The sequence below is a fragment of the Stenotrophomonas sp. YJH_SMC_133 genome (assembly GCF_059370655.1).
On record NZ_JCAFTW010000011.1, the window covers coordinates 152692 to 172835 of the forward strand.

19 protein-coding genes, 1 other RNA gene and 1 riboswitch are annotated in these 20144 nt (G+C 66.5%); of the genes, 8 read left to right on the forward strand and 12 right to left on the reverse strand.

The features are described from left to right. Window positions 1-8: 8 nt before the first annotated feature. Window positions 9-455, reverse strand: coding sequence for a division/cell wall cluster transcriptional repressor MraZ (gene mraZ, locus AC5P78_RS16605; protein WP_004143635.1), 447 nt, complete (start codon window positions 453-455; stop codon window positions 9-11). 323 nt (window positions 456-778) lie between these two features. On the opposite strand from mraZ, the gene AC5P78_RS16610 reads away from it, so the two are divergent. Beyond that, on the forward strand, window positions 779-1555 hold the full coding sequence (locus tag AC5P78_RS16610) for an NRDE family protein (protein WP_201863833.1): 777 nt from the start codon (window positions 779-781) through the stop codon (window positions 1553-1555). A gap of 101 nt (window positions 1556-1656) precedes the next feature. Continuing rightward, window positions 1657-2127, forward strand: a complete 471-nt coding sequence (locus AC5P78_RS16615; protein ID WP_049397418.1) for a DM13 domain-containing protein — start codon at window positions 1657-1659, stop codon at window positions 2125-2127. 138 nt (window positions 2128-2265) lie between these two features. Here the strand turns inward: AC5P78_RS16615 and rnpB are convergent. After that, window positions 2266-2617: RNase P RNA component class A (rnpB, locus tag AC5P78_RS16620), an RNA gene on the reverse strand. Window positions 2618-2772: 155 nt separating this feature from the next. Then, window positions 2773-3591: a 16S rRNA (cytidine(1402)-2'-O)-methyltransferase gene (rsmI, locus tag AC5P78_RS16625; protein WP_005408070.1), complete on the reverse strand. Its 819-nt coding sequence runs from the start codon at window positions 3589-3591 to the stop codon at window positions 2773-2775. A gap of 81 nt (window positions 3592-3672) precedes the next feature. Here rsmI and AC5P78_RS16630 point away from each other — a divergent pair, with 81 nt between their 5' ends. The 4 genes from AC5P78_RS16630 to AC5P78_RS16645 all read left to right on the forward strand — a co-directional run bounded on the left by AC5P78_RS16630 (window position 3673) and on the right by AC5P78_RS16645 (window position 7823). Next, window positions 3673-5394 (forward strand): penicillin-binding protein activator, encoded by a 1722-nt coding sequence (locus AC5P78_RS16630; RefSeq protein WP_049459446.1) that lies wholly within the window; start codon window positions 3673-3675, stop codon window positions 5392-5394. Next, window positions 5384-5752: a YraN family protein gene (locus AC5P78_RS16635; protein WP_012479149.1), complete on the forward strand. Its 369-nt coding sequence runs from the start codon at window positions 5384-5386 to the stop codon at window positions 5750-5752. Before AC5P78_RS16630 ends, AC5P78_RS16635 begins: the two co-directional genes overlap by 11 nt. Window positions 5753-5862: 110 nt before the next feature. Then, window positions 5863-6441 (forward strand): metal-dependent hydrolase, encoded by a 579-nt coding sequence (locus AC5P78_RS16640; protein ID WP_012479148.1) that lies wholly within the window; start codon window positions 5863-5865, stop codon window positions 6439-6441. Beyond that, window positions 6438-7823, forward strand: coding sequence for an FAD-binding oxidoreductase (locus AC5P78_RS16645; protein WP_012479147.1), 1386 nt, complete (start codon window positions 6438-6440; stop codon window positions 7821-7823). Before AC5P78_RS16640 ends, AC5P78_RS16645 begins: the two co-directional genes overlap by 4 nt. A gap of 102 nt (window positions 7824-7925) precedes the next feature. Here AC5P78_RS16645 and AC5P78_RS16650 read toward each other — a convergent pair whose 3' ends face one another. From AC5P78_RS16650 to AC5P78_RS16665, 4 genes are all read right to left on the reverse strand, one after another. After that, window positions 7926-9926 carry an acyltransferase family protein gene (locus tag AC5P78_RS16650; protein WP_087802842.1) on the reverse strand — a complete coding sequence of 667 codons (2001 nt, stop codon included), beginning with the start codon at window positions 9924-9926 and terminating at the stop codon, window positions 7926-7928. A gap of 271 nt (window positions 9927-10197) precedes the next feature. Next, on the reverse strand, window positions 10198-10701 hold the full coding sequence (locus AC5P78_RS16655; RefSeq protein WP_012479145.1) for a fimbrial protein: 504 nt from the start codon (window positions 10699-10701) through the stop codon (window positions 10198-10200). Next, entirely contained in the window at window positions 10698-13184 is a 2487-nt protein-coding gene (locus tag AC5P78_RS16660; RefSeq protein WP_099470549.1) for a fimbria/pilus outer membrane usher protein, read from the reverse strand. Before AC5P78_RS16660 ends, AC5P78_RS16655 begins: the two co-directional genes overlap by 4 nt. 86 nt (window positions 13185-13270) lie before the next feature. After that, window positions 13271-14242 (reverse strand): fimbrial protein, encoded by a 972-nt coding sequence (locus tag AC5P78_RS16665; protein ID WP_157804578.1) that lies wholly within the window; start codon window positions 14240-14242, stop codon window positions 13271-13273. A gap of 198 nt (window positions 14243-14440) precedes the next feature. On the opposite strand from AC5P78_RS16665, the gene AC5P78_RS16670 reads away from it, so the two are divergent. Together AC5P78_RS16670 and AC5P78_RS16675 are read left to right on the forward strand one after the other, a co-directional pair. Further along, on the forward strand, window positions 14441-14956 hold the full coding sequence (locus AC5P78_RS16670; protein ID WP_043033817.1) for a fimbrial protein: 516 nt from the start codon (window positions 14441-14443) through the stop codon (window positions 14954-14956). 56 nt (window positions 14957-15012) lie between these two features. Continuing rightward, complete coding sequence (locus AC5P78_RS16675; RefSeq protein ID WP_012479141.1) at window positions 15013-15735, forward strand: fimbrial biogenesis chaperone; 723 nt, start codon at window positions 15013-15015, stop codon at window positions 15733-15735. A gap of 113 nt (window positions 15736-15848) precedes the next feature. Here AC5P78_RS16675 and thiL read toward each other — a convergent pair whose 3' ends face one another. From thiL to AC5P78_RS16700, 5 genes are all read right to left on the reverse strand, one after another. Continuing rightward, window positions 15849-16811 carry a thiamine-phosphate kinase gene (gene thiL, locus AC5P78_RS16680; RefSeq protein WP_080334762.1) on the reverse strand — a complete coding sequence of 321 codons (963 nt, stop codon included), beginning with the start codon at window positions 16809-16811 and terminating at the stop codon, window positions 15849-15851. Window positions 16812-17014: 203 nt separating this feature from the next. Then, entirely contained in the window at window positions 17015-17494 is a 480-nt protein-coding gene (gene nusB / locus AC5P78_RS16685) for a transcription antitermination factor NusB (protein ID WP_012479139.1), read from the reverse strand. Next, a complete protein-coding gene (gene ribH, locus AC5P78_RS16690; RefSeq protein ID WP_012479138.1) occupies window positions 17491-17958 on the reverse strand; it encodes a 6,7-dimethyl-8-ribityllumazine synthase in 468 nt (155 codons plus the stop codon). The genes nusB and ribH overlap by 4 nt, the downstream gene beginning before the upstream one ends. Window positions 17959-18105: 147 nt before the next feature. After that, window positions 18106-19206 carry a 3,4-dihydroxy-2-butanone-4-phosphate synthase gene (gene ribB, locus AC5P78_RS16695; RefSeq protein WP_099472890.1) on the reverse strand — a complete coding sequence of 367 codons (1101 nt, stop codon included), beginning with the start codon at window positions 19204-19206 and terminating at the stop codon, window positions 18106-18108. Next, on the reverse strand, window positions 19203-19829 hold the full coding sequence (locus AC5P78_RS16700) for a riboflavin synthase (protein ID WP_049397406.1): 627 nt from the start codon (window positions 19827-19829) through the stop codon (window positions 19203-19205). The genes ribB and AC5P78_RS16700 overlap by 4 nt, the downstream gene beginning before the upstream one ends. Window positions 19830-19903: 74 nt before the next feature. Beyond that, window positions 19904-20049, reverse strand: a riboswitch (FMN riboswitch). Window positions 20050-20144 lie beyond the last annotated feature (95 nt).

The window sequence follows — 20144 nt, forward strand, 5'->3', positions numbered from 1 at the left end:
ACCCCGGCTCACAACTTCAGGTCGAGCAACCCATCACCCAGATCCTCGTCAGACAACGTCTGCTGGATCAGGGCCCGATGCGCCTGCTCGCTCCACAATTCGAACTTGTCGCCCATACCGAGCAATACCGCCTTCTTCTCAATGCCCACCGCACCGCGGTGGCTGGCGGGGATGCTGATGCGACCGTTGCCGTCCAGTTCCAGATGGGCGGCCGAGCCGACCAGCTTCTGCTGCAACAGGCGCACGACGCGCTGGGTGTTGGGCTTGGACATGACGTCGTCGCGGACCCGCTCCCATTCCGACTCTGCATACAGCCACAGGCAGCCGGCTTCGAACGGGTTGTAGGTCAGCACGAGACGGTTGTTGCTGGCGCGCGCGACGAGGTCGCGGTAAGCGGTGGGAACCGCCATGCGCCCTTTATCGTCAACTGTGATGGCCGTCTCGCCCTGGAACACGACGCGTGCACCTATCCTTCGCCCGGTGAAACATTGAACCACGAAAACCCACAAAACACCCGGATTTCCCTCTGATGCCCACCTTAGCAGCGGCCGAAGGGTTGTCAACAACTTTTCAGCGGGGAAATCGCCAGCCGCATCAATGGCTTGCAACAACCTTTAGAGAATTGTTCAAGGCTTATCCACAAGTTGCTGATCCGTCTCAATTTTTGAGATTGAACGGAAGTTCAGGGCTGTGGACAAGGCGTGAAACATCGCCCGCGCATTCATCCGGAACCGGCCGGAAACGCCGCCGGACTGCGCAAACGATGCACAATGAGGCCATGTGCCTGCTCGCTCTTGGCTGGATGCACCACCCGCGCTGGCGGCTGGTGATGACCGGCAACCGTGATGAGTTCCACGCCCGCCCGACCGCGGCGCTGGCCCCCTGGCAGGATGAGACCTCCGTCATCGGAGGGCGCGACCTGCGCTCCGGCGGTGGCTGGGCCGCCGTCGGCGCCGGCGGCCGCATGGCCGTGGTCACCAATGTCCGTGATCCGCTGGCCGCACAGACCGGCCCGTCCCGGGGAGCACTGGTGGCCGACTTCCTGCGCGGCCGCGACCCCGCCGCCGTGCATATCGACCGGCTGGCCACCGTGGCGGGCGCGTATGCGCCCTTCAACCTGCTGCTGGCCGATGGCGACAGCCTGGAGTACCTGGGCAACCACCCCGCCGAGCGTCAGAGCCTGGGCCCGGGTGTGCATGGCATGTCCAACGGCGCGCTGGACGCGCCCTGGCCGAAGACCCGACGGCTGATGGCTGCGCTTTCCGCGTGGCTGCAGGAAGACGGGGTCAGATCCCCTTCCCAAGGGGAAAGGGATCTGACCCCGCTCTGGAACGCCCTCGCCGACGAACACCGCCCGGCCGACAGCGACCTGCCCGACACCGGCATCGGCCTGGAACGCGAGCGCTGGCTGAGCCCGGCCTTCATCCGCGGCGACGATTACGGCACCCGCGCCAGCACCGTGCTGCTGATCGATGCCGATGGCCACGGCGAGATCCACGAGCGCCGCTTCGGCCCACAGGGCGTCGCACTTGGCCAGAGCCAGGTCGATTTCTGACCCTGTACCTGTTTTCTGTGTCTATAAATGTCTGCACACACGCCACACGATGACCCGGCGCGGTCCTGCCGCGCGCCCCACCGATCCACAGGGAGTCATCGATGCGCCGTGTTCTTGTACTTGCCGCCACCCACCTGCTCGCCCTCGGCCTGGGCTTCGGCCTGGGCATCTACCTGCTGCCGATCCTGATCGCCCCCGACGACCCGCCGGTCGCACAGGTGCAGGCCGCCATGGCCGAAGCCCGCTACCACACCACCTTCCGTCGCCACCTCAAGGGCAGCGACGCGGTGCACTGGGCCGAAGGCAAGGTCAGCGTCAGCCCGCGCCAGGTCGCCTTCGACGGCAAGATGGGCCCGGGACCGGATTACAAGGTCTACCTGGTCCGCGACTTCGTCGACAACAAGGCCGATTTCCTGAAGACCAAGGCGCAGGCCCAGCGCATCGGCGAGGTAAAGACCTTCAACCGCTTCCTGGTGGACGTGCCCGAAAGCATCAACGTGGACGACTACACCACCGTAGTGGTGTGGTGCGAACGGTTCGAGCAGTTCATTTCCGCTGGGCAGTACCGCTGATCAAAAAGGGGCCGGCTCCCTTTCCTGCGGAAAGGGAGCCGGCCCCGTAATGCTGGCGCACCGACGCCACGCATGGGCGCCGGTAGATCCCCCACGCATGGCATCAGTAGATCCACGCCATGCGTGGATGGAAGAAAGAGGCGGAGCCGGCCGATAAGCCGGGTTCTGTCGTGGACAGTCATTCCTCTAGGCGTTACGTCACCGCAACGCTCAAGCAACCTACCCGGATCCAACGCGGGCCGCGCCAAAGGATCCCTATTTGGTCTTGCTCCAGGTGGGGTTTGCCGTGCCGGTCTGTTGCCAGACTCGCGGTGCGCTCTTACCGCACCATTTCACCCTTACCGGCCTTCCGAAGAAGACGTAGGCGGTATCTTTCTGTTGCACTTTCCGTCGGCTTGCGCCGCCCAGGCGTTACCTGGCACCTTGCCCTATGGAGCCCGGACTTTCCTCGGCACCCCCGAAGGGATGACGCGACTGTCTGGCCGGCTCCGCCAGCGCATATTCTAGCGCACGCACGTCCTTCCTGCCGTGCCGATCGCGGCGTCCGGTTCATCCATCCACGCATGGCGTGGATCTACCGATGTCGCTGCCCTGGTGGGTGCAGATTCCGATCTGGTGGGTGCGGACCTTGGTCCGCACGATCCATCAACTCCCGTACAACGCCTTGCGCGGTGCACCGGTCAACTCGGCGGCGAGCTTGGCGGCGGTCGACGGCGGCAGGTGCTCGCTCAGCTTCGCGTAGACGCGGCGACCATGCGCCAGCTGCGCTTCCTCGTCGTCACCAGCACCCTGCACCATCACCACGAACTCGCCCTTGCGCTGGTTCTCGTCGGCTTCCACCTTGGCCAGCAGTCCCGCCAGATCACCATCGAGCACGGTCTCGAACAGCTTGGTCAGCTCGCGTGCCAGCACTGCCGGGCGCTCGCCGCCGAAGATCGCCGCCATGTCGGCCAGCGATTCGGCGATGCGGTGCGAGGATTCGTAGAACACCATCGTGCGCACTTCGCCGGCCAGCGCCTGCAGGCGGTCGCGACGGCCACTGGCCTTGGCCGGCAGGAAGCCCTCGAAACTGAAGCGGTCGCTGGGCAGGCCCGCCACGCTCAGCGCGGCAATGGCGGCGCAGGCACCGGGAATCGGGCTGACCTTGATGCCGGCCGCACGGGCAGCACGCACCAGGCGGAAGCCGGGGTCGCTGACCAGCGGGGTGCCCGCATCGCTGACCAGCGCCAGCGATTCGCCCGCCTGCAGGCGCGAGACCAGGCGTTGCGACAGGGCCTCTTCATTGTGTTCGTGCAGGGCCACCAGCGGCTGCTGGATGCCGAAATGGGACAGCAGCTGGCCGCTGCGGCGGGTGTCCTCGGCACAGATGGCCGCCACCGAGCGCAGCACCTCCTGCGCGCGCGGGCTCAGATCGGCCAGGTTGCCGATCGGGGTGGCGACGACGTACAGGGTTGGGACACTCATTTCAGCGGTACTCACGGGGCAAGGGTAGAATCGTAGCGTGTACCCGGCCAAGGCCGCTGCCCTCATCGCATGGACCCGATCATGAACAAGCCCGCCGCACGGATCTCCGCCCTGTCGTTGTCGCTGATGCTGCTGGCCGGCTGTGCCACCACCAGCCTGACCAGCGCGCCCGAATCGCCGGCCCAGAGCCAGGCGCTGGCGCTGATCGAACAGGGCAAACCGCGCGACGCCGCCCTGCAATTGGAAGCGCTGGCCGCAACCCTGAAAGGTGGCGCCCGCAGCAACGCCCTAGCCGATGCCGCCTGGGCCTGGCACCTGGCCGGCGACAGCGCTCGCGCGCGCAGCCTGCTGGGCCAGCTCACCGCCCGCCAGCTGACCGGCGCCAGCCTGCAGCGCTACCAGCTGACCGGCGCCGAGCTGGCACTGGCCGACAAGCAGCCGGCGCAGGCGCTGGCACTGCTGAAGGACAGCGGCGACAACGTACTGCCGGCCCTGCGCACGCGCTGGTACGTGGCACGCGCGAATGCCCTGCAAGGCACCGGCGACAGCTTCGGCGCCGCCGCCGAGCGCGCCCGCGCGCACGCCAGCCTGACCGGCAGCGCCCGCAGCGAAAACCAGGCCGCCATTGCCGGCCTGCTCGGCACGCTCGACGACGCTACCCTGCGCAGCCGTGCCGCCGCCCTGCCGGCCAACGACCCGCTGTACAACTTCGCTGGCCGTGCGCTGATCGCACGCGGCCTGCCGCTGCCGCGCCCGTTCGACCGCGACGGCGCCGCCCAGTTCGATACCAGCAAGCGCCCGCCGGCGATGAGCGACGGTTACCGCCCGCCGGCCAAGCTGGCCGTGCTGCTGCCGCTCAGCGGCCGCCTGGCCACCGCCGCGCAGCCGGTGCGCGATGGCCTGCTCGCCGCCTACTACGGCGAGACCCGCCGCCGCCCGGACATCAACTTCATCGACACCGCCGGTACCCCGGCCGGTGCGCTGGCCGCATATGACAAGGCCGTCGCCTCCGGTGCCGACTTCGTGGTCGGTCCGCTGGGCCGCGACGAAGTGGACGCGGTGTACGGCCGCCAGCAGCTGCAGGTGCCGGTGCTGGCACTGAACCGTGGCAAGGACGCGCCGCCGGCCGGCAGCGCCGGTTTCTCGCTGGCGCCGGAAGACGACGGCATCGTCGCCGCCGAATACCTGCGTGGCCGCGAGCGCGGCAAGGCGCTGGTGATCAACAGCGCCGACGATACCGGTCGCCGTGCCGCCGCCGCCTTCGCCCAGCGCTTCGCCCAGCGCGGCGGCCAGGTGGTGGCCACGGTCGGCGTCAGCGATGCGGTTGGCGATGTCGGTGCGCAGGTGCGCAATGCCGGCCAGGTCGATGCCGTGTTCCTCGCCGTGCGCGCCCCGCAGGCTCGCCTGCTGGCGCCGCAGCTGGCGCTGGCCGGTGCCGGTGGCGCCACCCGCGTCGGCACCTCGCAGCTGACCGTCGGCAGCGGCAAGATGGAAGAAGACGTGGCGCTGGACGGCATCGTCTACCCGAACGAAGCCTGGAACGTGCGCAGCGTGTCGGGCCTGCCGTCGGCCAGCCAGGTCGCCAGCACCCTGCCCAGCGCACGCGGTGCGGCCGGCCGCCTGTTCGCCTTCGGCGCCGATGCCTGGAAGATCACCGCCTACCTGGACAAGCTGTCCAACGAAGGTGGCCTGGACGGTGCCACCGGCACCCTGTTCCTGGACAGCAACGGCAACATCCTGCGCCAGCCGGCCTGGTCCACCTTCAATGGCGGCCGGCCGATGCCGATCGTCGGTGGTCGCTGAGCGCAGCCAACGGGGCTCGGCGGTGGAAGCCGCCGCCGAGCAGCATCTGCAACGGGCCGGACTGCAGCCGCGTGCGCGCAACGTGCGTTATCGTGGCGGTGAGCTGGACCTGGTGATGGACGACGCCGGCACCGTGGTGTTCGTGGAGGTGCGCTACCGCGCGCGATCTGATTTCGGTGGCGGCGCGGCCTCGGTGGATGTGCGCAAGTGTCGGCGCCTGGCACATGCCGCATTGTTGTACCTGCAGGACCATCCCGCGCTGGCCGATGCGCCGTGCCGCTTTGATGTGGTGGAAGCTACGGGCGAGCCGCCGCAGTTGCAGTGGCTGCGCGATGCGTTCCGGTTGGATGATTGCTGATGGCTACCGTTTGCTTTGGTAGAGGCCGACCTTGGTCGGCGCTTCTGTGCCAACCAAGGTTGGCAGCTACCAGAGCGCAGCCTGGCCGGCACGACCATGGTGCGTGACTGATGCCTTCGATCATCACCCATGCCGCTGTGCCTCTGGCGCTGTGGTGCGCCGCGGATCGTGGCCGCATTCCGGCATGGCTGCTGGCCGCCGGTGTGGTCGCCGCGATGCTGCCCGATGCCGATGTACTGGCCTTTGCCCTGCATATTCCCTATGCCGATGCGTTCGGCCATCGCGGTGCCAGCCATTCGTTGTTGTTTGCCGGGGTGTTGGCCGCATTGGCGGCGTTGTGGTCTGCATTGTGCCAACCCAGGTTGGCACCTACCAAGGCGCGGCCAACGGTGGCATCGACCATGCAAGCCACCGTGTTCGTCTTCATCTGCGCGGCCAGCCATCCCCTGCTCGACGCCATGACCTCCGGCGGCCTTGGCGTTGCCCTGGCCTGGCCGTGGAGCGAACAGCGCTTCTTCGCCCCGTGGCGGCCGATCCGCGTTTCACCGTTTGCCCCGCAGTTCTTCAGCGCGCGCGGCATCGCTACCCTGCTCTCTGAACTGCGCTGGGTCTGGCTGCCGCTGGCCGGCGCCGTTGTTGCCTGGAAACTGATCCAACCCGCTCCTGCTGCCCCACGAGATCTGTCATGAGTACTGCCCTGCCCGCCGCATTGATTGCCGAACTGTCTGCCCTGCTGGGCGCGGAGGGCTGGCGCATGGATGACAACGCGCTGGAGGCGAACGCGCAGGACAACTCGTGGCGCCACCAGCGCCCCGCTGCCGTCGCGCTGCCCGCCAGCGTCGAACAGGTGCAGGCACTGGTGCGTGCCTGTCGCGTGCATGGCGTAGCGCTGGTCGCGCGCGGCGCCGGCACCGGCACCACCGGTGCAGCCGTGCCGTTGCCGGGCAGCATCGTGTTGTCGTTCACCCGCATGGACCGCATCGTGGAGATCCGTGCCGGTGATCGCTGCGCCGTGGTGCAGCCCGGCGTGCTCAATGGAACGCTGCAGCAGGCGCTGGCGCCACATGGCCTGTTCTGGGCACCGGACCCATCCAGCGCGGAGATCTGCAGCGTGGGTGGCAACCTGGCCTGCAACGCCGGTGGCCCGCGCGCGGTGAAGTACGGCACCAGCCGCGACAACGTACTCGGCCTGGTCGCCGTCACCGGCACCGGCGAGGTGATCCGCTGCGGTGGTGCCTACACCAAGGATTCCACCGGCTACGACCTCACCCACCTGCTGGTGGGCAGCGAAGGCACGCTGGCGCTGATCGTGGAAGCCACCCTCAAGCTCACTCCGCTGCCGGTCAGCCAGGCCGGGCTGCGCGTGTTGTACCGCGATGCGGATGCCGCCGCAGCCGCCGTGTCGCGGTTGATGTCGCAGCCGGTGGTACCCACCCGCCTGGAATTCATGGACGCACGCAGCCTGGAGCTGCTGCGGCTCAATGGCGCCGATGTTCCGGAGGCCGGTGCGATGCTGCTGGTCGAGGCCGATGGTGACCACGACACCCTGCCCTATCTGTTGCAGGCATTGGCCAGCGCCGCCGAAGGCGACGGCATGATCGAGCTGGACGTGGCGATGGAAGGCCGCGCGCGCGACCAGCTGTGGGCGGCGCGCAAGGCGCTGTCGCCGGCACTGCGGACGGTCGCGCCCGGCAAGATCAATGAAGACGTGGTGGTGCCAGTGTCGCGCATTCCGGAACTGGTGGCCGGTGTACAGGCATTGGCGCGCGACTACACGCTGACCATCGTCACCTTCGGTCACGCTGGCAACGGCAACCTGCACGTCAACATTCTTTACCACCCGGACGACGCCGACGAGAACGCACGCGCGCATGCCGCACTGCCGAAGATCTTCGAACTGACGCTGTCACTGGGCGGCACGCTGTCCGGCGAGCATGGCATTGGTTTGGCCAAGCGCGATTTCATGGCCCAGGCGTTCAGCCCGGCCACGCTGGCGACGATGCGCGCGATCAAGGCCGCGCTGGACCCGGACGGCATCCTCAATCCAGGCAAGGTGCTGCCGCTGGCATAGGCCGCGTGCACTCCTTTAGGGCCGAGCCCATGCTCGGCTGCTCGTCGACCCGGTCCCGATCAAGCCCGCGCTGCGCGTGGCAAGCCGAGCGTGGGCTCGGCTCTACAAGGACTTGTCGCTTGCACTATCGATCAGCGTCTGCCGGAAGCTGGGCAGCAGCACGCGGTTGCCATGCCCACTCAGGTGATCATTGTCGAAGAACAGCGGTTCACCCTCTTCCACCGCCGAGCAGGTCTGCGGCCCGCACAGCAACGGTAGCGGGTCCCACACCGTGAGCCATGGATAGCGCGCCGCCAGCTCGGCCAGCAACGCCATCTGCGGCGCGCGCAGCCTTTCCAGATCGGCACGCGGCATGCTCAGGCCACCGGCACAGGCAGGATTGCGGCGGTTGAACCAATCCGAACAACGGTAGGCCCCGGCCTTGAACAACGGCAGCGGTGCATCCACAACCACGTGCACGGCCAGCTCCTGCAAACGCCCAAGAACACGATCAGCCTCGTCACGCGCGGCCTGTGCATGGGCCGGGGTGCGCTCGTCCAACAGCTGTTGATAGATCTGTTGTGCATCCTGGCGCTGCCAATCGAACCCACGCAGCTCCGGCATGCGCAATGCTGCCAGCAGCACGATGTCACCCGGACGCGCCTCACGCTCGATATTCGACAATGCGTTTTCAATGAAGTCCCGACAGTCGGCCGGGCTGGCCCGCAGTAGATTGACGAAGCTGCAACCACCGCGGTCATCCTGGCGCATCTCCATGCCGGTCTGGCGCGCGACCATGCTGGTCATGGTGCGGTAGGCCGCCGCATGCGAATCCCCCACCACGAACAGGCGCCGCCCTTCGAGCGCCGGCGCGCTCACCGGCTCCAGCGACCGCCATGCGGGATAGCGACGCGCCTGCCATGCGTAGCCATCGCGGGTAACGCTGAGCGAGATCTGCTCGTGGTATTCCACCGTAGCCCACGCGCCTGCGCCGCATAGCGCGACCACTGGCAGCCCCATCGCCAGCACCTTGGCCGGTGCCAGCCGCAGCAGCGGCGCCGCACTGCGCAGCGGGCGCTCGATGAAGTGGTAGGACGCGGCCGACACCGCCAGCAGCAGTACCGGATACAGCCACAGCGCAGCACCGTGCAGGCCGCAGGTCCAGCGCAGCAGCACCAGCAGCGGCCAATGCCACAGGTACAGCGAATAGGACAGCCTGCCCAGATACGCCAGCGGCGCGCACCCCAATGCGCGGCCGATGCGCGATGTACCCGGCGCCGACACACTCGCCAGCAGCATCAACGTGCCAGCCACGGTAGCCAGCACGCCCGGAACCGGCATCGCCAGCTGCGGTGCAATCACCACGCCTGCACCCAGCAGCGCCAGACCGGCCACGGCAACCGCATCCCCGTTCTGGCCCGGCGTGCGCGTGCGCATCCACTGGTACAGCAGCGCGCCCGCGGCCAACTCCCAGAACCGTGCGGGCAGCAGATAGAACGCCGCCGCCGGTGCCGTTTGCGCCTGCCAGCCTGCCCACGCCAGCGACAGCAGGGTCAACACCGGCAACAGCCAACGCGACCATGGCCAGCGCTCACGCCCACGCAACCACACGAAGAACAGCAGCGGGAAGACCAGGTAGAACTGCTCCTCCACGCCCAGCGTCCAGGTGTGCAGGAAAGGGTTCAGTTCCACGCCGGGTGAGAAGTAATCGTCCTGCTGACCCGCCAGCACGATGTTGCTGAAGCCGATCAGCGCGGCCCAGCCGGTCTGGTCGAACTGCTCGTTGCGCCACGCGCGGGGAATGAACAGCGCCGACAGCACAAAGGTCGCCATCAGCATCACCAGCAGCGCCGGCAACAAGCGCAGCACGCGGCGCCGGTAGAAATCAAGCAGCATTGCGCCCAGCGACGCATTGGCGCGCGAGGCCAGCGACTGGCTGATCACGAAGCCGGACACCACGAAGAACAGATCCACGCCGGTGAAACCGCCGGGCAACCACGCCGCATTGGTGTGGAAGACCACGACGGCCAGCACCGCCAATGCACGCAGGCCATCGATGGCGGCGTTGTGGGAACGTTCGGGAGGGGACATGCGCGTGGTCAGTAGCGAGCGATCCGGCAGCATCGCCACCGGCTGCACAGTCACTCAATGGACAATCACGACAGATGGGGCCTTCGTTCAGATACAGTCAAGACTTCGATCCTGCCATCTGCTTCTCCGCGCGGTGTACCCCAGTCGACTGACGACCATTCCCCCCCTCGCCGGCACATCGGCAAGGCGAGATAGGTCGTCATTGCCGTACGCGCACGTCATCCGGCATGGAGGTGAAGCATCCATTCGCAATGGCAAGCTCATTGGAACCTGAGTTCTTCCCCATGCAGCGACTGGATGAAGACTACTGGTAGGTTGCTGTGATGGTGATCTCGGTCTGCACCGAGCCCGCGTTGATACCACTGGTGGAGGGCAGGTAGTAGCCCGCACGCAGCGTGTAGCTGGCCGTCGCTCCAGTCACTATGACAGGAATGTCCTTGTCTCCCTTCTTCAGAGGTGTCGATCCGCTCGCGCCTGCCAGCAGCACAATGGAAAGGCCCTTGGCGGGCTCGCTCGTCGCCGTGTTTTTCCACCGCAGGGCATCGCCCTCCGCAGCGGTCCCATCAAAGGAAAGCAGTGCCTTGGTGACGCCGATGCATCCGGTGAAATTCAGATTGCTGGTCTTGAGATTGTTGTTGCCCACATTGAGTGCATCGGCCTTGACGCTGTCGAGCGTGATGGCGGGGGTGGCCAGCGCACAGGTACCCGGCAACACTCGGCCACTGATGGAAAGTGTCTGGCTGCTGGCCGGCGATGCGGCCATCAGCAATGCAAGCATGGCCGGCAGATGACGGTACTGATCGATCATGGAGATTCTCCTGGAGCAAGCGAAGATTGAATGTCAGGACCTGGAATCGCGGTCTCTACCCGCAACCCGGCGTCGCCCATTGGCGTGCACAGCGCCTGGGTCCAGGACAGGCCATAGGCGTCAGGCTTGGCGGGCATGCGGTACAGCAGTCGACAGCGGCTGGGGCCATCGGCATCGACGATCAATGCTCCTTCATCCTGGGCACCGCGCAGATGAATCACGCCCCCCTGCCCAACGGCTCCGCGCGGCGTGCCGTTCTCCTCCTGCACGCGCGCGGCAAACGGCAACGGCTGCCCAAGCGCGTCCGTCGCATCGATGAACAAGGAGCGCTCGCGTCGCACTTCGAACGGAACACGTACGATGCTGCCCGCTGTCGGCGCGATGCGCCGGGAGGTCTGTAGGAGTTCCACTTCCAGCGGCAAACCGGACGGGTCAAGATCAATGCGGTTCCAGCGGTAAGGGCTGATGTGCGGCAGCAGCGCATAACCACGGCGATCAACACGGAGATCAGCACCGGCTCCGATGCGGGCGCCGTGCGCGCCGGGCGCCTGCACCAGCGCAAATCCCTCTCCCACTGGCTGCCCCAGGGTGATCCCACCACGGTGCAAGGCGATGCTGCCAGCGGCCCCCAGCGTGTGACTGCTGAAATGCCCGGCTCGGGTGAAGCCCGCGCTGAGATGTGCGTAGCGGCCTTGATAATCGGCGAATGCAGTGCTGCTGCGTACCCCGCCCGCCCGCTGCTCTCCAGACAGTGAATAGTTGAGCGCGCGACGCTCTCCCACCGCACCTGTCAGGCTCAGCTGGGCCTGGCCTCCACCGTCAGAGCGACCCACGCGGGTGCTGGTCCGCTGCGTGCTGCCGTGGGATCCCAAGGGCAGACTGACCGTGAGGTCGTAGCGGGTGTCCTGACGACCGTTTCCCTGCCGGAAACGCATGACGGATACGCCGTAGTTGACCTTCCCCGCAACGGTATTGAAGCTCAGCTGCAGATCATTCTGGCGCTGCGTGCTGTCCCAGTACGCGACGTGGCCGCCGTCGAGATGCAGGCTGCTGCGCTCCCCGATCCTCTGTGAGAAGTTCAGCTGGTAGCGCTGGCGCGCACGTCCCACTGGATGCCACTCGTCCGGGCGGGCCGTTGCCAGATCGTGCAGCGTGAGGAAGCCCCGGGTGCTGTAACGATACGCCGCAAGCCCGAAGTTGGTGCCACTTTCTGCCAGGTAGCGCTGATAGTTCACCCGGTAGCTGTTGCCGATCAGGGGCCGCCCGTCCGCCTGGCGGGCGCGCGAATGGGTGACGTCCATGCCCAGCGCGCCGACAGGAGTGTTGACCGCCACCCCCAGCAGGCCGGCACCGTATCCTTCAGCCAGCTGCAATCCCCCGAGAGCTGTCAGTCGATTGTTCAGTCCATGCGCATGGGTGGCCTCGGCGAAGCCCAGCCGCTGCAGGACGTGACGGCCTCTTAGTGCACCGGCGGTCACGCTTGAGCGGGACGTACCCGCGCGCAGCGCCTGTGGCACCGCCGAGAAGCTGACGGTGAACTGCTGCTGCCGGCCATCGGCTTCCACTACGATCACCTGCAGGTCACCACCAAAGTTGGTGGGATACAGATCGTCTATCGCGAACGGCCCTGGAGCGACGTTTACTTCATGGATGACAACACCGTCCTGCTCGATGCGCACCACTGCACTGCTGTCGGCAATGCCACGTACCACCGGTGCATATCCGCGCAGTGAATCAGGCAGCATCCGTTCATCACTGGCGATACGCACCCCCGTGAACGGCACACTGTCAAACAGCTGCCCACTGGTGTTGCCCTCACCCAGCAACAGCTGGCTGTTCCACCCGGGAATGTCACGCTGGGCGTAACTGTTGATGGTGGTACGGCGCACCTGCCCCCGCGCATGGTTGAAGGCGGTGCGATGGCGGAAGCGCCAGCTCCCGATGTTCGCACCCATGCGCAGGCCGAGGTGGCTGCGATCGACGCCTGCACTACGGCCATGGCTGGCGCTGTAGTCCACGAACAGGGCGTTGATGCCTGGATCACGTAGCTCAACCGGCACCAGGCCTCGTGCCGCCCTCGCCTGTGCAGCCTGCGGCACGGAGATCAGCAGCTGCAGCGTGCCGCTGTCGAATGTCACTGTTGCCCCCGCGATCACGGACGGCAGGTCGATACAACCCGTTGCCCGCTCCAGCGCCATTCGATAGGTGGCCTGCAGTTCCAGCTCCCGCAGCAGATCCGCAGACAGGCAGGCACCCGCCCGGTCAGGGTCGTCGCCCGCTACGAAGGTGATGTCGCGTGTCTGCAGGTACTGGCCGTTGACCAGCACATCAACGCGGTAGTCGCCTGCGGGCATGGGGTTGCCGCGCACATAGCGACGCATATCGATGGTTCGCCCACCCACGAGGAAGCCGTCACTGAATTCAAGGCCCGTTTCGGTCTCCGCGTGGGCAGGTAACGCCAGTCCCGACAGAGCGAATGCCATGGCCGATGCAAGCCGTGAAGCACACAGACCTGGACGCGGCGTAGTGGAAGGGATCATGCCCGCATTCCATTCATGCGCGACGCACCTCAGTAGTAATCTGCCAGCAACGTTGCTTCACCACGTATCGATCCGGTGCGCAGCGTCCCGGTCGTGCGCAGGTAGCGCGCACTGAATGGAACCGGCAGGGTACTGCCTGATGCGGCGCCATGGGTCCAGGGGGCTTTCATCCGCACAGGATTCCCTCCACTGAGGATCTGCACTGCCACACCATTGGCGGTACTGCCCGGCGCCGCCTTCAGCGTGTTTGACGTGCTGGCAGGATCGTGAACGTCCACCAGCTCCAGAACCAGTCGGCGCCCGGAGGCGGCACAGCTGACGCGCACATTGAACGACTTCTCGCCCGCGCTGCCGTTGCGCTGCAGGGTTACCGCGTCCACCGGATCCAGGTCGACGTTCTGCGGAGTGACCGCGCAGGTCTGGGCACGAAAGCGGAAACCAAGGTTGAAACGATGGAACCCACCCGTGCCGCCAGACGTCGTGCGCAGGGAGCCCGCAGGCCGGCGGGCCACGTCGTGCATTGGTCCGCCCCGTGAGAACGCGATGACCTGCACGGTGACGTTCTTTCTTGCTCCATTCAGCGAGTACCGGCTCGGAACACCGTCGCGCAGCGGAACGCCACCTTCCTCGACCTCCTCGATCGGGCATTCGGGATCGGATATTTCGCAGCCACCATAGCTGTAGCTGAAGGCCAACAAGGGCGAGGTGGAATCCATTTCGTAGGCGGCAATCGCGCGGCTCCCCCAGGGCACGTCGCGAACGTACTTCATTCCGGTCAGCTGAAGCAGCTCCTCCATCTGCGTTTCACCTGCGTCGCAGACCAGGGTCAGCATTCCAGAATGGAAGCCCAGAGTGATATCGGCACGGTCGGTAAAGGCGACGTCGAAAACGTGATCGAGCTGTGCGTCGCCCCCCGGTGCGCGGCAGGTCGCGCTCGCACTGAAAGCAACCGTCGCTCCCAACAGGGCGAGGCAGCCAGCGTATGCAGGACAGAGCGACATCATTGGCATCTACTGGGGCAAAGGCGGGGACACGCACCGTACGCGCTTGCCGAGCCATCGCCCATGCAGAAAGTTGCAATTGCCGCAATGACGGGCTTTTGCAACATTCTTCATATCGTTGGGGACTACACCCGGACAGACTCCCGCCAACCCACGACATCGCTGTCGTGCAGGATTCCATTGCAGAGAGAACAGTCCATGCCCCTTCAAACGCAACTGCTGTGCGGGGCCTTCCTGGCCCTGACGATTCCCTCCCTGGCCCACGCCGAGCGCCTGGAAATCACCGGATCGCTGGAAACGTCCACCTGTACGGTCGGCACGACCGGTGGCGCGATCACCGTGCCGATGGGCAAGGTTGATCTTGTCTCGGTGAACGCGGCAACACGTGCAGGCCAGAAGAACTTCACCATCAACCTTGACTGCAGCGGCTCCGGTGCCGCGCAGAAGGTTGGCGTCCGCTTCGGTGGTACGCAGCATGACAGCACCGGCAATCTCGCACTGACAGCGGCCTCGACAGCACGCAACGTCGGGGTTGCGCTGTATGACGCGGACGACAATCACCAGCGCATCGGTGATGACCCGACGCGGTGGCTGACGATTGCCGCCGGTGGCAGTGGACAGCTGACGTATAGCGCCTGGTACGCATCGCCCTCACAGAATGCGCAGGCCGGGCAGGCCAACGCATCCGGTGACTTCGTCGTTCTCTACGACTGACTTCCGTGGCAGCCTGGCCGGATGCGCCAGGCTGTCGTCGTCCAGCGAGGCGCCGCATGAAATTCTCATTCCTTTCGGGGCTGTCCGCGTTGCTGGCTGCCCTATTCGCCCTTCCCGGCCAGGCCGCCGTGACACTGCAGGGAACCCGCATCGTGCACGATGCCGCCAAGGGCCGCGATGTCACAGTGAAAGCGAGCAACGTCGGCGAGCAGCCTGCCATGACCCAGGTCTGGATCGACGATGGCGACAGCCACGCACGACCGGAAGATGTACGCACGCCCTTCCGGCTGACGCCGGCCGAACCGCGCCTGCTGCTGTCACAGCATGCCCAGGCATTTCGCATCACCTATGCACCGCGCCCCTCGGATCCGCCGGTGCCCATGGATCGCGAGTCGGTGTTCTACTTCAATCTGCTGGACATACCGCCCAAGCCTTCCGGAACTGCAGACCGCAACCTGCTTCAGTTCGCAGTGCGCACGCGGGTGAAGCTGTTCCATCGCCCGGCAGGGCTGCCGGGCAATGCGCGCGATGCAGCAGCTGCCCTGCTGTGGTCCGGCGATGGCGATGGCCTGCAGGTGCGTAACCCAAGCGCGTACCACGTGTCGCTGAGTTCGTTGACGCTTGCCGACGGCCGCAGCGTCGAGGTGGACATGATCGCGCCGGGAGCACAGGTACGCTATGCACTGCCGGATGGCGCAGTCATCCCAGCGTCAGTGTCATTCACATGGCTGGATGACTACGGCACACCTCGCGATTCGGAAGCCCGCGTTGAGCGGTAGACCCGTGTCGCTGATGCAGAGCCGAGCTTGCGCCCACCTTTCATGTATTGCGTAGAAGCAGCCGAGCATGACTCGGCTCTACAGGATACGAATCGTGTGCAGACCTTTGCCGGTCACGCGAAGTGCTGGTAGCCGCCGTCGGCGGCTTCGCCATCCACGTGCACGCCTTGCCCTTCGGCAATGCGGCCGATGCGGGTGAGCGGCAGGTCCAGCGATTCGGCCAGGTAGTGCAGTGCGTCGCGCTGGTCGGCGGCGGCGGTGAAGCACAGTTCGTAGTCGTCGCCACCGCGCAGTGCGCAGTCGCGTGCATCGTCGCGGCCGAGCAGCTCACGCAGCGCGTGCGAGATCGGCAGCGAATCGGCATCCACATGCGCGGCCACGTTGCTGCGTGCGGCGATGTGGCCCAGGTCGGCCAGCAGGCCGTCTGACACGTCCACCGCCGCATGCGCGAACGCACGCAGGCGCAGGCCGAGGGTGACGCGCGGCGTCGGCCGCAGCAGGCGCAGACGCAGGCTCTCGTAGTCGGCCAGCAACGTGGCGGTGGCCAGGTTCAGCGCGCCCTGCTGCCACAGGCGCAGCGCACCGGCGGCATCGCCCAGCGTGCCACTGACCCAGATGTCGTCGCCCACCTGCGCGCGGTCGCGGCGCAATGCCTGGCCACGGCCGACCTGTCCCATCGCAGTAACCGACAGCGACAGCGGGCCACGCGTGGTATCGCCACCAATCAGTGCAATGTCATGCTGGTCGGCGAGGGCGAAGAAGCCATCGGCGAAGGCCTCGATCCAGTCTTCAGAGGCTTCCGGCAGGGACAGCGCCAGCGTGCACCACGCCGGGCGCGCGCCCATCGCGGCGAGGTCCGACAGGTTGACCGCCAAGGTCTTCCAGCCAATGTCGAAGGCCCGGGTTTCCACCGGGAAATGCACACCGCTGTTGAGCGTGTCGGCGGTGACCACCAGCTGTTCGTTGGCCCGCGGCTGCAGCAGCGCAGCGTCATCGCCGATGCCGAGCAGGATGTCGTCGCGCTCGAGGGTGCGGGCGCGGATACGGTCTATGAGGGCGAATTCGGCCAGGGACATGGGGCGTTCCGGCGGGTTGCATGGATGGGCGGCGGGCGCGGATGCCGACCAGGTGAACCGGCTGGGGGGGGGTAGAGTCGACTGTCAGTCGACTGCTCTCCGGTCCGACACTACGACTGCTGATCGAAAGGCAGTCGACTGACAGTCGACTCTACCGAAGCAGATTCCCGCGCCGTTCAATGAACGATGCGGGACGCAGCGGGTCAGTGACCCGATTCGACCTTGCGCCATTCCACGGCGGCACGATCCAGCACGCCGTTGACGTAGGTGTGGCCATGTTCGGAACCAAAGCGCTTGGCCGATTCGATGGCTTCGTTGATCACCACGCGGTACGGCACGTCCAGGCGATAACGCAGCTCGTAGCCGGCCAGGCGCAGCACCGCGCGCTCGATCGCGTCCACTTCCTCGATGCCACGGTCCAGGTACGGGCCGAGGGCTTCGTCAATATCACGACGGTTGTCGAGCACACCGTGCAGCAGCGCCTCGAAATACGCCAGGTCGGCGATTTCACGGGCCTGCTCGTGGGCGAACTGGGCGATCAGCGACTGGGCGTTGCCGCCAGAGATCTGCCAGGCGTAGATGGCCTGCACGGCGCGACGGCGTGCGCGCGAGCGCAGCACCGGGTCGACGCCATCGCGGCGGACGGGTTTACCGGAGGGCTTGCCCTGGGTGTTCTTGTTCATGGCAGCTGCTCCAGAAGGTTGACCATTTCCAATGCGGCGAGTGCGACTTCCTCGCCCTTGTTGCCGTGGCTGCCGCCTGCGCGGGCCTCGGCGTCTTCAACGCGTTCCACCGCCAGCACGCCGTTCAGCACCGGCACGCCGAAGTCCAGCTGCACGCGCATCAGGCCTTCGGCGCAGCGGTCGGCCACGTGTTCGTAGTGGCGGGTGTCGCCACGGATCACGCAGCCCAGGGTGAGGATGGCGGCGTGTTCATGGGCGGCGGCCAGGCGCGCGGCCACCAGCGGCAGCTCCCAGGCACCCGGCACGCGGATCACGTCGATGTTGGCTTCGGCGATGCCGTTGCCGGCCAGGCTCTGGCGGGCGCCGGCGACCAGCGTATCGGTGATGCGGGCGTTCCAGCGGCTGGCCAGGATGGCGAAGCGCGCCGATTCGGGAGTGCGAAGATCGCCTTCGTAGTGGCTCATATGCGGCTTGGGGGATTCGATTAAGGGGTAATTCTAGCGTGGATGGGCCCCAGGGCGCCCGTGGGTAGTGCCGGCCGCTGGCCGGCAACCCGGGGAACATGGTTGCCGGCCAGCGGCCGGCACTACCGATCCCACGTGCGGTGGAGCTTACGGGGTGACCGTCTCCACCACTTCCAGGCCGTAGCCGGCCAGGCCGATCTGTCGGCGCGGGGTGCCCAGCACGCGCAGCTTGCCCAGGCCCAGGTCGGACAGGATCTGCGCGCCGGCACCGTTGCGGCGCCACTGGCTCACGTCCTTGTCCTTGCCCGGCACCACCGGCGCCGGCTGCTGGCGCAGGCGGGCGAGCAGGGCCTCGCCATCGCGCGGGGCCTGCAGCACCACCATCACGCCAGCGCCTTCGGCATCGATCGCGCGCAGGGCATCGGTGGCAGCCACGCCGAAATCGTCACGGCGCCAGTGCAGCAGGTCGGCCAGCGGGTTTTCCACCTGCACGCGCACCAGGGTCGGGGTATCGGCATCCGGCGTGCCGCGGACCAGCGCGAAATGCAGGTCGTGGGCGATGCGGTCGCGATAGGTGACCAGCTTGAAGCGGCCGAATTCGGTGTCGATCTCGCGCTCGTCCACGCGTTCAACGGTCTTTTCGGTGGCCAGGCGGTAGGCGATCAGATCGGCGATGGAGCCCATCTTCAGCCCGTGCTCGCGCGCGAACACTTCCAGTTCCGGGCGGCGCGCCATGCTGCCGTCCGGGTTCAGGATCTCCACCAGCACGCCGGCCGGCTCCAGCCCAGCCAGCATGGCCATGTCCACCGCGGCTTCGGTGTGGCCGGCGCGGGTCAGCACGCCGCCCGGCTGGGCAATCAGCGGGAAGATGTGGCCCGGCTGGTGCAGGTCCGACGGCTTGGCGTTGGGCTTCACCGCGGTACGGATGGTATGGGCGCGGTCGTGTGCCGAAATGCCGGTGGTGACGCCCTCGGCGGCCTCGATGCTGACCGTGAAGTTGGTCTGGAACTGCGCGGTATTGGCCTGCACCATCGGCGCCAGGCCCAGATCGGCGGCGCGGGTACGGTTCAGCGGCAGGCACACCAGGCCACGCCCGTGGGTGACCATGAAGTTGATGTCGCTGGCCTTGACCAGCTCGGCGGCCATGATCAGGTCGCCTTCGTTCTCGCGGTCCTCGTCATCGACGATGACCACCATGCGGCCCAGGCGGATGTCTTCCAGGATTTCCGGAATAGGGGCGAAATTCATGCTGCATCTCCTTGCGGGTGCTGACCGTTGGCCGGCACGCTGATCAGGCGCTCGACATAGCGGGCGACCAGATCGATTTCAAGATTGACCGCGCTGCCCACGCCAGCGGCGGAGAACGCGGTGTTGGCCACGGTGTGCGGGATGAGGGCGACTTCGAAGCCTTCATCGTCCACTTCGTTGACGGTCAGGCTGACCCCATCCACGCAGATCGAGCCCTTCTTGGCGATGTAGCGGCGCAGCGAGGCCGGCGCGGCGAAGCGCCAGCGCTGGGCACGCGCGTCTTCGTGGATGGACAGCACCTGGCCGAGACCATCGACGTGGCCGCTGACCAGATGGCCGCCGAGACGATCGGTCGGGCGCATGGCGCGTTCGAGGTTGATGACCGCACCCTCGCCGAGCTGGCCCAGCGTGGTCAGGCCCAGGGTCTCGGTGGAGGCATCGGCCTGGAAGCTGCTGGCGTCGAATGCGATGACGGTGAGGCAGACACCGTTGATGGCGATGCTCTCGCCCATCTGCACGTTGTCGAACGGCAGATTCCCGACATTGAAGGTGAAGCGGACATCGCCGCCGATGGGTTCGCGAGCGGCCAGACGGCCGACGCCTTCGATGATTCCAGTAAACAAGAAACGTTCTCCGCAGGATGTGAGCGAAAAACGCCGCAAGGCAAACAGGCGCACGCAGGGCATTCGCCCTGTGGCACCGTCTTCTTTCATCCGGACTATGACCGTCGGCTCCGGCATTGGACCGGATCTGCTGACCCCCGGCCGTGGGCCGGGGCGCTCGCGGGCTCGTGCTTGCGCACCTACCGCCGGTGGGGAATTGCACCCCGCCCTGAAGACGTTTGTGTACCGGCGAACCGGCCTGGCCAGTGTACCAGCCCGGGCTGAACGGGGTCGGATGCCACAGCTGTGACGGCCGTCGCTCGCAATTTGTAAAAC